We start from the raw sequence: 12433 nt of genomic DNA, 5'->3' as shown, positions 1-12433 counted from the left end.
GGGACCCGCTCAGATGCGGGCGTCGTCGGTGGACACGATCTGCACGCCCAGCGGCAGCAGCGAGATCGGCACCATCTTGAAGCTGGCGATGCCCAGCGGGATGCCGATGATGGTGATGCACAGGGCGATACCGGTGGTGATGTGGCCGATGGCGAGCCAGATGCCGGCGAAGATCAGCCAGATCACGTTGCCGATCAGCGACGGCGTGCCCGCCTCCGGATTGCGGACCACGGTGCGGCCGAACGGCCAGAGTGCGTAGTTCGCCATGCGGAACGACGCGATCCCGAACGGGATGGTGATGATCAGAATGCAGCAGATGATGCCGGCCACCACGTAGCCCAGGGCCATCCACAGGCCGCACAGCAGCAGCCAGAGGATGTTCAGGATCGTCTTCATGGCCCCCATTGTGCGCGCCCACCTGTCCGGATGCCCGGCAAGCGCGGGCTATTGTTGCCGAATGGGGACTAACCAGGTGCGGGAAGCACTGTGGTCGACGCTGGCCACGGTCGTGTTGGCGCTGCGGTTCATCGCGACGATCGGCAGCGTGCTCCTCGTGCTGTTCTGGATCATCGCCGCCGTGCGGGACTCGCTGCTCAACGGCTGGCTCTGGTGGGCGCTCGGCGCGGTGCTGCTGCTGGTGGTGACCACCTATCTCTACAGCGTGCTCCGGGTGCGCTATCCGACCAACAGCGAGCGCTGGGAGCCCTGAGCCGTACCACCTTCCGCGCTCTCTGACCACGTGGTGGTCCCAGATCGCGGAGGGTCGGAGGGTTGTCCACATCCGGGACGTCGCCGACGGCAGGGCGGAGGCCGGGCGACGACGCTGAGGGGATGACTCCGTCGATCCCGAGCGCAGCCGTCCGGGCGCTTCTGCTGGCACAGGACGGAATCATCAGCCGCAGCCAGGTGCTGGACGCGGGCGATTCGAATGCGGTGATCCGCCGGATGCTGCGCCGTCGGGAATGGGTGAAGGTGGGCTCGGGCCTGTACGTGAACCACACCGGCCCGCTGACCTGGTCGCAACGCGCCTGGTGCGCGGTCCGCGGAGCGCATCCGGCTGTGCTCAGCCACCAGTCGGCCGTGCACGCGGTCGGCGGCACGGTGGACGGCAAGCAGTACGGCGTTCCCATCCACATCGCCGTCGGCAGCAGGCGGAACGTGGCGAAGCAGCCCGGCGTCGTCGTGCATTACGACGCGAACCTCGACGACCACGCGGCCTGGCACACGCACCCGCCCCGCATCCGGGTGGAGCATGCGGTCGTGACCCTGGCGGCGGCCGCGTCGACCGAGACCGTCGCCGTCGCACGACTCACCGAGGCGGTCAATGCCCGCATCACCACGGTCGAGCGGCTCCGCGAGGCTTTGCGCACCCGGCGTTCGCTGCGGCGCAGAGCCTTTCTCGGCGAGGTTCTGAAAGACATCGCCGACGGCACCTGCTCGGTCCTGGAGCGCCGGTACCGTTTCGGCGTCGAACAGGCCCACGGCCTGCCGCGTCCGGTCCGTCAGTCGCCCACCGCCACCGGCCGCCGCGGCTTTCGTGACGCGGAGTATCCGGACTGGCACCTGGTGATCGAACTGGACGGGCGGGTCGGGCACGACGACGCGCCCTCCCGCGACCGCGACCTGGAACGCGACCTGGACGCCGTCGTCGGCGCCGGGCTCACCACCGTCCGACTCGGCTGGGGGCAGGTGGGCCGTCCGTGCACGACGGCGCAGAAGGTCGGTCGTCTTCTCACCCGGCGCGGGTGGACCGGCGCCCTGGTGCCCTGTTCGGACGGATGCGAGGTCTCCGCCGCCGACGTGAAGACCCTCCGCTGATTGTGACCATTCCGTGGTCACAATCAGCGGAGGGTCGAGGGCTCGACCGCGGGGGCGGCGCTAGAACTGGACGTTCGGGGCCTCGGTCTGGCCGGCGGGGGCCTGGTAGAACTCGCGCGACTTCACGCCGGCCATCGGGGCGAAGAACATCCACGGCAGGGTCTTGACCGCCTGGTTCAGCCGGGAGACGGCGTCGTTGTAGTACTGCCGGGCGAACGACAGCTTGTTCTCGGTCCCGGCCAGCTCGGTCTGCAATGCCATGAAGTTGGGCGCGGCCTGCAGCTGCGGGTAGTTCTCGGCGACGGCGAACAGCCGGCCTAGCGCGCCGCTCATCTGGGCTTCGGCGGCGGCCTTCGCGGAGACGTCCGAGCCCTGAGCGGCCTGCTGCATGTTGGCGCGCGCAGCCGTCACAGCCTCCAGAACCCCGGACTCGTGGGCGGCGTAGCCCTTGACGGTGTTCACCAGGTTGGGGATCAGGTCCGCGCGGCGGGTCAGCTGGACGTCGATGCCGCCCATCGCCTCCTCGGCGGCGATGTCGGCCTTGCGCAGCTTGTTGAAGCCGGAGATCCCGAACAGGACCAGCAGAATGATGATGACGACAACGACGATGCCGATGATGGCGGCGGTGCTCATGAGGGTTCTCTTCCGTTAGGGGAACTGACTGCCATTATGCGTGGGATCACGGGCGGGGTCACCGAACGCGGCTCGCTCACCACGAACCACCGCCTCCGCCGCCGCCCCCGCCACCGCTGAAGCCGCCGCCGAAACCGCCGCCGCTGCTCCCGGAGGACGACTGGGAGGCCGAGTAGGCCGACAGCGACGACGACAGGCTGGACTCGAAGCTGTCGAAGGCCGAGCCGCCCGCGCCGAAGCCGCCGATGCCGTAGCCGGCGTAGAAGCCGCCGCCGAACCACACCGGTTCCGGTGGCTCCTGGCCGGTCGCATAGCGGTACTTGTCGGCCCAGGCGTCGGCGCAGTCGAAGGCGATCGCGTACGGGATGTAGTCGGTGAACAGTTCCTTGCGGGCGCTGAAGTCCAGGCGCTCGGTGTTGGAGCGGGTGGACAGCAGCCGCTCGAAGCCGGCGGCCCGCGACCAGACCTGACGGCCCAGCTTGGTGCGCCGGGTGCCGACGCCCGCGGTCCACAGGCCGGCGCCGCCGATCGCGAACGCGGCCAGCGGCAGTCCCCAGACGGTCGCCGGCAGCACGCCGAAGATCAGCAGCCCGGCGGCGACCGCCAGCGCAGCCACCACCAGGACCCGGCCGAGGTTCTCGGAGCCGCTGTGCACGATGGTGCCGCTGGCGGCGCCCCAGGTCTTCACCGCTCCCTCCAGGGAGCTCTGCGCCGAGTTCAGCGTCTGCCCGGCGCTCACCGAACCGTTCGCCTCGAAGCGGGCCCCGGCCGTCTGCAGGCCCAGCGCGGACAGCAGGGTGCGATCGGCCGGGTCGAGGGTGGCCAAAAGTTCCGGGGTGGCCTGTGAGTGCACCGTCCAGTCGCCGCCGTTGCGCTCCAGCGTGACGGCACCCTTCTCCGCCAGGTGGAAGAGAGTGGCCACCAGAGCCCGCTTGGGCATCTGCTCGTAGGTGACGTAGTAGGTCTGGGCCGGGCCGAGGACCGCTCCCGCAGCCTGCGGATCGTCCGGCGGGGAGTACATCACCGGGCGCAACGGCGGGGTCTCCCGGCTGCGGAGCGTCCACCACAGACCGGCGGCGAAGGTCAGCACGGACAGCACCAGTGCGGTGATCAGGCCGGGCACCGAGCGGCCGAAGACCGGATCGAACCGGATCGACCACGGCAGCACGGTGCGCTCGGGTGCGGGGAAGGGCAGGTCGGCGCGGACGGCGACGCCGGTCATCGGCGCGAGACGGCCGGTGGTGACCACGCGGGTGGTGGCATCGGGGGCCGTCACCTCGCAGTCGACGCCGCGGTTGGTCGCACAGGTGAAGGCCAGCGGCTCGGCCGGCAGCCGGATGATGCTCTCGGTCTTGAGGATCGACATCTGCCAGCCGTCGGCGACGACGCGCCAGATCAGCCGCGATGCGTCGTCGTTGCCCCAGCTGGAGGTGTCCCCGCGGTTGGCCGGGGAGTCGCCGGGAGCCAGCACCCCGTCGACGGTGTACTTGAGCACGTACGTGTGCGAGCCGGGCGACACGTAGCGCGAGGCATCGCCGATCTTGGCGACCCGGTAGCGGCGCTGTTGCTCCCAGCTCATCTCGAACGGAACGGGGGAGCCGTCCATCGTGATCTCGATGTCCTTCGGCGGATACCGCACGCCCCGGTTGCTGGTGTCGGACAGATCCCAGAACCGGAAGATGCCGTGCCGGCCGCTCGGGAACTCGGCGGTGACGCGCTCGGTGGCCTCCAGGGTGCCGTTCTCGTGAACCGTCACGTCGGCGTGATAGTCGGTGACCACCACCGGGTCGGCGGCCACCGAATCCGACGACGACGAGAAGGTGAGGGCGGGCAGAAAGAGCCCGAACACCGTCAGGATCAGCACTGCCACCGACAAGAGCACGCGCTTCATGGATGCGATCCTAGTGCGCTGCGGCGGCGCGGCGACAGGGCCGAGGTCGGCCGGGGAAGCGGGAAGACGGCGCTACTTCTTGCCGCCGAGGATGCCGCCGAGGATGGAACCGAGCGGATTGTCGCCGCCGCTCCCGCCGCCCAGGACGCTGCCGAGCAGGTCGCCGAGGCCGCCCCCGGACTTCCCTCCGCCGCCGAGCATTCCGCCGAGCACCTCGCCCAGCCCGCCCCCGGACGCCTGGCCGGTACCGGTGGTCTTGCCGCCGAACTGGGACATCACGTAGCTGAGCACGATCGGCGCGAGGAGCGGCAGCAGCTTCTTCACCAGGCCGGGGTCGACGGCGGCGGCCGGGACCGCGCCGCTGATGCCCTTGGCGACATCGTCGGACTGGTCGCCGAACAGCTTGCCGACGATCTTGCGGCCGTCGGCTTCGTCGACCTGCTTCAGGTCGATGCTCCCCTGGGCGAGGTCGTTGTCGTGCTGGGCGAGCGCCCCGGTGACCTTCGCGGTCGAGGACTCGTCGCCGGTCTGCGCGGCGAGGCCGGCCACCAGCGTCGGCAGCGCCTTGGCCGCGGCGGCGCGGACGTCGTCGGGGCTGGCGCCGGTCTGGGCGGCGAGTTGGTCGATGGGCAGTCGATTGAGGAGTTCGTTGAGATCGGCCATGGCTGCTACTCGCTTCGTCGTGCGCGGCGGTCGTCGCGGTTCGGGTCGATTCTGCCCGATACCCGGCCGCGCCACACGCGTCTCGGTCAGGCCAGCTGGGTGTCGATGAAGTCCTTCGCCTCGCGGACGGCCTTGCGGGATTCGGGCGTGAAGTACGGGAACATCTGGAAGACGTGCCCCTGACCCGGCCACTGCTGCAGGGTCGACGTGCCGCCGGCGGCGAGCAGATTGGCGTGGATGGCGCGGGCGTCGCCGGCCATCACCTCCCGGGCGCCGTACTGGATCAGCGTGTCCGGCAGAGCCATGTCCGGGGTCAGCTGCACCCGCATGCGCGGATGGTCCGGGTCGGCGTCGCCGGTGTACAGGCGCAGGAGCCGACGCGCGGCGGCGGCGTCGATGTGCGGATCGCGCACGCCCGAGCGTTCGAGCGCGCAGGCGATGTCGAACGTCGGGTCGTACAGCGGGGAGAACAGCAGCATCGCGCGCGGCTGCGGGACGCCGTCGCCGTGGTTGGCGGCGATCAGGTCCTGCGCCAGGTGACCGCCCGCCGAGTCGCCGGCGACGATGATCTGCTCGGGGGCGAAGCCCTGCTGCAACAGCCAGCGGTAGCCGCGCACCGCATCGTCGCCGCCGGCGGGGAAGCGGTGCCGTGGTCCGAGCCGGTAGTCGAGGCTGAACGCCCCGATCCCGGCGCGCCGCGTCAACCGGGCCACCAGCCCGCGGTGGGTGCGCGGCGAACAGATCAGATAGCCGCTGCCGTGCAGGTAGTAGAGGATGCTGCGCCCGTCGGACGGGTCGGGGATGCGGCCGCCGAACCGCTCGGCCTGGTGCACCCATTCGCCGCGCACCTGCCCTCCGCGATGGCGGGCGCGCACGGGGGTGGTGCGCGTGCCGCGGGGCACCGGGCTGATCGCCGACAGCGAGGTGTTCAGCGCCGGCCGCACCATCGTGAGCGCGGCCGGACCCACCACCGGGGTGCGGGCGGCCACCCCCATCATCGGCCGGGCGGTGCGCCAGACGTAGGCGTTCAGGGTCCGGGCGCGGACCGATCCGGGACCGGTCGGTCCGCTGGCGACCTCGGTATCACTCACGATTGGGACACTACGACCGATCTGCCTCGTTACGAGCGTGTTTCCGCACGATGACCGACCGATTTTGGCGGGTACCCGGCCGACGTGGCAGAATGGCGGTACTGCGCTCGGAGCTTTTCGCACCGAGCGGGCCAGCAATGAAGCTGATCTCCCCGGCGGCGCGCTCGCGCCGGTCCACCGGGACTCTCCAGTACGTATGAGTGCGCAACGTGGCGTACGGAGTAGGCAGATCAATGATGCACTTGCCGGGGCCCGTGGGGCTCTACGACCCGATCAACGAACATGACGCCTGCGGCGTCGCCTTCGTCGTCGACATGTACGGGCGGCGCAGCCGCGACATCGTCGAGAAGGCGATCACCGCGCTGGTCAACCTCGAGCATCGCGGCGCCGCCGGCGCCGAGCCGAACACCGGCGACGGCGCGGGCATCATGCTGCAGGTGCCCGACCGCTTCCTGCGCGAGGTGGTCGACTTCGAGCTGCCGCCGGAAGGCGAGTACGCCACCGGCATCGCCTTCCTCCCGCAGGCGGCCGACGACGTCGCCGAGGCGATCGCCGGGGTCGAGAAGATCGTCGACGCCCAGGGGCTGACGCTGCTCGGGTGGCGCGAGGTGCCCACCGACGACAGCTCGCTCGGTGCGCTGGCCCGCGACGCCATGCCCACGTTCCGCCAGCTGTTCATCGCCGGCGCCTCCGGCATGGATCTGGAGCGGCAGGCGTACGTGGTGCGCAAGCGCGTGCAGTACGAGCTCGGCGACAAGGGCGCCGGCCAGGACGGCCCGGGCCGCGAGACCGTCTACTTCCCGAGCCTGTCGGGCACCACGATGGTCTACAAGGGCATGCTGACCACGCCGCAGCTGCGCGACTTCTACCTCGACCTGCAGGACGAGCGGATGGAGAGCGCGCTGGGCCTGGTGCACTCGCGGTTCTCCACCAACACCTTCCCGTCGTGGCCGCTGGCCCACCCGTTCCGCCGGGTGGCGCACAACGGTGAGATCAACACCGTCACCGGCAACGAGAACTGGATGCGCGCCCGCGAGGCCCTGATCGACGCGAGCGTCTTCGAGTCGCCCGCCGGTGCGCAGAGCGGCGAACTGGTCGCCGACAAGATCTTCCCGGTCTGCACCCCGGGTGCCTCGGACACCGCACGGTTCGACGAGGTCCTGGAACTGCTGCACCTGGGCGGCCGCACCCTGCCGCACGCGGTGCTGATGATGGTGCCCGAGGCCTGGGAACGCCACGAGGACATGAAGCCCGAGCACCGGGCGTTCTACGAGTACCACTCGGCGCTGATGGAGGCCTGGGACGGCCCGGCGTCGGTCTGCTTCACCGACGGCACCGTGGTGGGCGCCGTGCTCGACCGCAACGGTCTGCGGCCGTCGCGGATCTGGGTCACCAAGGACGGATTGGTGGTGCTGGGCTCCGAGGTCGGCGTGCTCGACATCGACCCGGCCGACGTGGTCCTGCGCCAGCGCCTGCAGCCGGGCCGGATGTTCCTGGTGGACACCGCGCAGGGCCGGATCGTCGACGACGAGGAGATCAAGGACACCCTCGCCGGCGAGCACCCGTACCAGGAGTGGCTCGACGACAACCAGATCCTCCTGGAGGATCTGCCGCGCCGCCCGCACGTGCACATGAACCACGACCGCGTGACGCACCGCCAGCAGCTGTTCGGCTACACCAACGAGGACCTGCGCCTGCTGGTGGCCCCGATGGCGACCGCCGGTGCCGAAGCGATCGGCTCGATGGGCACCGACACCCCGATCGCCGTGCTGTCGGCGCGGCCGCGCATGCTGTTCGACTACTTCCAGCAGCTGTTCGCCCAGGTGACCAATCCGCCGCTGGACGCCATCCGCGAGGAGATCGTCACCTCCATCGGGCATCGCCTCGGCGGTGAGCGGGACCTGCTGAATCCGGGACCGGAGTCGGCCCGTCAGATCGTGCTGAGCCAGCCGATCCTGGACAACGACGACCTGGCCCGCCTGGTCGACATCGACGGTGACGCAACGGGTTTCCCGTCGGTGCACATCCATGGCCTCTACCCGGTGGCCGAGGGCGGCGCGGGTCTGCGCCGCGCGCTCGACGAGGTGCGGAACAGGGTGTCGGCGGCCATCGCCGACGGCGCGCGCATCATCGTGCTGTCCGACCGCGAGTCGGATGAGACCATGGCGCCGATTCCGTCGCTGCTGCTGACCTCGGCGGTGCACCACCATCTGGTGCGCGAGCGCACCCGGACCCGGGCCGGGATCGTCGTGGAGGCCGGGGACGCCCGCGAGGTGCACCACATGGCGCTGCTGATCGGCTTCGGTGCGGTCGCGGTCAATCCGTACATGGCCTTCGAGTCGATCGAGGACATGGTCGACAGCGGCGAGCTCACCAGCCCGGCCGATTACGACAAGGCGCGCGCCAACTACATCAAGGCCGCAGGCAAGGGCGTGCTCAAGGTGATGAGCAAGATGGGCATCTCCACGGTCCCGTCGTACAACGGCGCCCAGCTGTTCCAGGCGATCGGCCTGAGCCAGGATCTGGTCGACGAGTTCTTCACCGGCCTGCGCAGTCAGCTCGACGGCATCGGGCTCGACGATCTGGCCGCCGAGGTGGCCGCGCGGCACGCGATCGCGTTCAGCGAGCGCCCGTCTGAGCGGGCGCACCGCGAGCTCGAGGTGGGCGGCGACTACCAGTGGCGTCGCGAGGGCGAGTACCACCTGTTCAACCCGGAGACGGTGTTCAAGCTGCAGCACTCCACCCGGACCGGGCAGTACAGCGTGTTCAAGGAGTACACCAAGCTGGTCGACGATCAGTCGGCCCGGCTCGGCACGCTGCGCGGGCTGTTCGACTTCAACTTCGGTGATCGCGATCCCATCCCGATCGACAAGGTGGAGCCGGCCGGCGAGATCGTCAAGCGGTTCTCCACCGGCGCGATGAGCTACGGCTCCATCTCCGCCGAGGCGCACGAGACCCTGGCCATCGCGATGAACCGGCTGGGTGGACGGTCGAACTCGGGTGAGGGCGGCGAGGACCCGCGACGGTTCTCCCACGACGAGAACGGCGACTGGCGGCGCAGTGCGATCAAGCAGGTGGCATCGGGACGGTTCGGCGTCACCAGCCACTACCTGAGCAACTGCACCGACATCCAGATCAAGATGGCGCAGGGCGCCAAGCCCGGTGAGGGCGGCCAGCTGCCGCCGCACAAGGTGTACCCGTGGGTCGCCGAGGTGCGCGGCTCCACGCCCGGCGTCGGCCTGATCTCGCCGCCGCCGCACCACGACATCTACTCCATCGAGGATCTGGCGCAGCTGATCCACGACCTGAAGAACGCGAACCCGGCGGCCCGGATTCACGTGAAACTGGTCTCGGAGCTGGGCGTGGGCACGGTGGCCGCGGGTGTCAGCAAGGCGCACGCGGACGTGGTCCTGATCTCCGGGCACGACGGCGGCACCGGCGCCAGCCCGCTGACCTCCCTCAAGCACGCCGGTGCGCCGTGGGAGATCGGCCTGGCCGAGACGCAGCAGACGCTGTTGCTGAACGGCCTGCGCGACCGGATCGTCGTGCAGGTGGACGGTCAGCTCAAGACCGGCCGCGACGTGGTGATCGCCGCGCTGCTGGGCGGCGAGGAGTTCGGCTTCGCGACCGCCCCGCTGGTGGTCTCGGGCTGCATCATGATGCGCGTCTGCCACCTCGACACCTGCCCGGTGGGCGTGGCGACGCAGAACCCGCTGCTGCGCGAGCGCTTCAACGGCAAGCCGGAGTTCGTCGAGAACTTCATGCTCTACATCGCCGAAGAAGTGCGGGAACTGCTGGCGCGCTTGGGCTTCCGCACCCTGCAGGAGGCCGTCGGGCACGTCGAAGCGCTCGACACCAGCAAGGCGCTGGCGCACTGGAAGGAGGCGAAGGCCGGCAAGCTCGACCTCTCGCCGATCCTGACGATGCCCGATTCGCCGTTCATGAACCAGGACCTGTACTGCTCCGGTACGCAGGACCACGGGCTGGACAAGGCGCTCGACGTGGAGCTGATCGAGAAGGCGCGGCCGGCCATCGAGTCGGGCACCCGCGTGTTCATCGAAACGCCGATCACCAACGTCAACCGCACGGTCGGCACCATGCTCGGCCACGAGGTGACCAAGGTCTACGGCGCCGAGGGGCTGCCCGAGGGCACTGTCTCCATCGCCCTGACCGGCTCGGCGGGCAACAGCTTCGGCGCCTTCCTGCCGCGCGGCATCACCATGCGGCTCACCGGTGACGCCAACGACTTCGTCGGCAAGGGACTGTCGGGCGGCAAGATCGTCGTCTCCCCGTCGATCGATGCCCCCGCGGGCTTCGTCGCCGAGGAGAACATCATCGCCGGCAACGTGATCGGCTTCGGCGGCACCGCAGGCAAGATCTTCCTGCGGGGTGTGGCCGGTGAGCGGTTCTGCGTCCGCAACTCCGGTGTGCACGCCGTCGTCGAGGGCGTGGGCGATCACGGCTGCGAGTACATGACCGGCGGCCGGGTGATCGTCCTCGGCGACACCGGGCGCAACTTCGCGGCCGGCATGTCCGGCGGCGTCGCCTACGTCTACGACCCGCGCGGCGAGTTCGCCGGGAACCTCAACACCGAGCTGGTGGACCTGGACGCGCTCGACGACGACGACCTGAAGTACCTGCAGGACATGATCACCGAGCACCGGGACGAGACGCGGTCGCCGGTGGCGGCCAAGATCCTGGGCAACTGGGCCGTGGCACAGACCAGGTTCGCGAAGGTCATGCCGCGCGACTACAAGAAAGTGCTTGACGCCATCGACGTCGCCGAGCGCACCGGACGAGATGTGAACGAAGCGATCATGGAGGCGGCTCGTGGCTGATCCGAGAGGTTTTCTCAAGCACCCTGAGCGGGAGACACCCACCCGGCGTCCCGTCGAACTGCGACTGCTGGACTTCAAAGAGGTCTACAACAAGTTCGACCGCGAGGCCCTGACCACACAGGCCAGCCGGTGCATGGACTGCGGTATCCCGTTCTGCCACAACGGCTGTCCGCTGGGGAATCTGATTCCCGAGTGGAACGACCTGACGTACCGGGGACGCTGGGCCGAAGGCCTGGAGCGCCTGCACGCCACCAACAACTTCCCGGAGTTCACCGGGCGGCTGTGCCCGGCGCCGTGTGAGGCCTCGTGCGTGCTCGGCATCAATCAGCCGGCCGTCACCATCAAGCAGGTGGAGGTGGAGCTGATCGAGAACGGCTTCGCCGACGACGCGGTGCCGCCGGTGCTGCCGTCGGAGCTGACCGGCCGTTCGGTGGCCGTGGTGGGCTCCGGTCCGGCCGGTCTGGCCGCCGCGCAGCAGTTGACGCGTGCCGGGCACGCGGTCACGCTGTTCGAGCGCGCCGACCGCATCGGCGGTCTGCTCCGCTACGGCATCCCCGAGTTCAAGATGGAGAAGCGCATCATCGACCGCCGGCTGGCGCAGATGGAGGCCGAGGGCACCGTCTTCCGCACCGGGGTGAACGTCGGCGTCGATGTGACCGTGGATCAGCTGCGCGCCGACTTCGACGCCGTGGTGCTGGCCAACGGTTCGACGATCGGGCGCGACCTGCCGATCCCGGGCCGCGAGTTGGACGGGATCCATCAGGCGATGGAGTACCTGCCGCAGTCCAACCGCGTCGCGGTGGGCGACGAGGTGCCCGGCCAGATCACGGCGAAGGACAAGAAGGTCGTGATCATCGGCGGTGGCGACACCGGTGCCGACTGCCTGGGCACCGCGCTGCGGCAGGGCGCCGAGGTGGTCCACCAGTTCGAGATCATGCCGCGCCCACCGGCCGAGCGCGCCGGATCGACCCCGTGGCCGCTGTATCCGCTGATGTACCGCGTCTCGTCGGCCCACGAAGAGGGCGGCGAGCGGGTGTTCAGCGTCAACACCGAGCAGTTCACCGGCGCCGACGGCCGGGTGACCGGGCTCAAGGCGCACGAGGTGCAGATGGTGAACGGGCGCTTCGAGAAGGTCGAAGGCACCGACTTCGAGCTGGAATGCGACCTGGTGCTGCTGGCGATGGGCTTCGTCGGCCCCGAGCGCGAGGACCTGCTGGACGAGCTGGGCGCCACCTACGATCCGCGCGGCAACATCGCCCGTGACGACGACTTCGCGGCCGTCGGTCTTCCCGGCGTCTTCGTGGCCGGTGACGCCGGCCGTGGACAGTCGCTCATCGTGTGGGCCATCGCCGAGGGCCGGGCGGCCGCGGCCGCGGTGGACACCTATCTGGCGGGTGGCACCGAACTGCCGGCGCCGATCGTTCCCACCCAGGTGGCGCAGCGGTAGCGCTCTCCCGGAACAGACACGACGGCGGCGCCTCTCGAGAAGGAGAGGCGCC

At 69.8% G+C, this 12433-nt stretch carries 9 protein-coding genes; 4 read left to right on the top strand and 5 right to left on the bottom strand.

Annotated features, from left to right (window positions below):
• Window positions 1-9: 9 nt before the first annotated feature.
• Window positions 10-396 (bottom strand): YccF domain-containing protein, encoded by a 387-nt coding sequence (locus tag ABD732_RS01140; protein WP_344779724.1) that lies wholly within the window; start codon window positions 394-396, stop codon window positions 10-12.
• Between the two features lie 61 nt (window positions 397-457).
• On the opposite strand from ABD732_RS01140, the gene ABD732_RS01135 reads away from it, so the two are divergent.
• Both ABD732_RS01135 and ABD732_RS01130 read left to right on the top strand, forming a co-directional pair.
• Entirely contained in the window at window positions 458-709 is a 252-nt protein-coding gene (locus ABD732_RS01135; RefSeq protein WP_344779722.1) for a hypothetical protein, read from the top strand.
• Between the two features lie 122 nt (window positions 710-831).
• Window positions 832-1818: a type IV toxin-antitoxin system AbiEi family antitoxin domain-containing protein gene (locus ABD732_RS01130; RefSeq protein ID WP_344779720.1), complete on the top strand. Its 987-nt coding sequence runs from the start codon at window positions 832-834 to the stop codon at window positions 1816-1818.
• Window positions 1819-1878: 60 nt separating this feature from the next.
• Here ABD732_RS01130 and ABD732_RS01125 read toward each other — a convergent pair whose 3' ends face one another.
• The 4 genes from ABD732_RS01125 to ABD732_RS01110 form a co-directional block, all read right to left on the bottom strand.
• The gene (locus ABD732_RS01125; RefSeq protein WP_344779718.1) at window positions 1879-2451 is read right to left on the bottom strand and encodes a LemA family protein; all 573 of its coding nucleotides are present in this window, start codon (window positions 2449-2451) and stop codon (window positions 1879-1881) included.
• Window positions 2452-2527: 76 nt separating this feature from the next.
• Entirely contained in the window at window positions 2528-4342 is a 1815-nt protein-coding gene (locus ABD732_RS01120; protein ID WP_344779716.1) for a DUF2207 domain-containing protein, read from the bottom strand.
• 72 nt (window positions 4343-4414) lie between these two features.
• Window positions 4415-5005: a DUF937 domain-containing protein gene (locus ABD732_RS01115; protein WP_344779714.1), complete on the bottom strand. Its 591-nt coding sequence runs from the start codon at window positions 5003-5005 to the stop codon at window positions 4415-4417.
• An 86-nt stretch (window positions 5006-5091) separates the two neighbouring features.
• A complete protein-coding gene (locus tag ABD732_RS01110) occupies window positions 5092-6096 on the bottom strand; it encodes an alpha/beta hydrolase (protein WP_344779712.1) in 1005 nt (334 codons plus the stop codon).
• 233 nt (window positions 6097-6329) lie between these two features.
• On the opposite strand from ABD732_RS01110, the gene gltB reads away from it, so the two are divergent.
• The gene (gene gltB, locus ABD732_RS01105; protein ID WP_344779711.1) at window positions 6330-10934 is read left to right on the top strand and encodes a glutamate synthase large subunit; all 4605 of its coding nucleotides are present in this window, start codon (window positions 6330-6332) and stop codon (window positions 10932-10934) included.
• Entirely contained in the window at window positions 10927-12381 is a 1455-nt protein-coding gene (locus ABD732_RS01100; RefSeq protein WP_344779709.1) for a glutamate synthase subunit beta, read from the top strand. The genes gltB and ABD732_RS01100 overlap by 8 nt, the downstream gene beginning before the upstream one ends.
• Window positions 12382-12433: the final 52 nt, after the last annotated feature.

This window comes from Gordonia caeni (assembly GCF_039537105.1).
Classification (GTDB): Bacteria; Actinomycetota; Actinomycetes; order Mycobacteriales; family Mycobacteriaceae; genus Gordonia; species Gordonia caeni.
Note: the sequence above shows the minus strand (reverse complement) of the source record. Positions and strands in the feature narration are given on the sequence as shown.

Bases quoted from the DNA above. Each gene is read 5' to 3' on its own strand.
- ABD732_RS01125 (WP_344779718.1), bottom strand. From the start codon at position 2,451: ATGAGCACCGCCGCCATCATCGGCATCGTCGTTGTCGTCATCATCATT.
- ABD732_RS01135 (WP_344779722.1), top strand. From the start codon at position 458: ATGGGGACTAACCAGGTGCGGGAAGCACTGTGGTCGACGCTGGCCACG.
- ABD732_RS01115 (WP_344779714.1), bottom strand. From the start codon at position 5,005: ATGGCCGATCTCAACGAACTCCTCAATCGACTGCCCATCGACCAACTC.
- ABD732_RS01120 (WP_344779716.1), bottom strand. From the start codon at position 4,342: ATGAAGCGCGTGCTCTTGTCGGTGGCAGTGCTGATCCTGACGGTGTTC.
- ABD732_RS01130 (WP_344779720.1), top strand. From the start codon at position 832: ATGACTCCGTCGATCCCGAGCGCAGCCGTCCGGGCGCTTCTGCTGGCA.
- gltB (WP_344779711.1), top strand. From the start codon at position 6,330: ATGATGCACTTGCCGGGGCCCGTGGGGCTCTACGACCCGATCAACGAA.
- ABD732_RS01140 (WP_344779724.1), bottom strand. From the start codon at position 396: ATGAAGACGATCCTGAACATCCTCTGGCTGCTGCTGTGCGGCCTGTGG.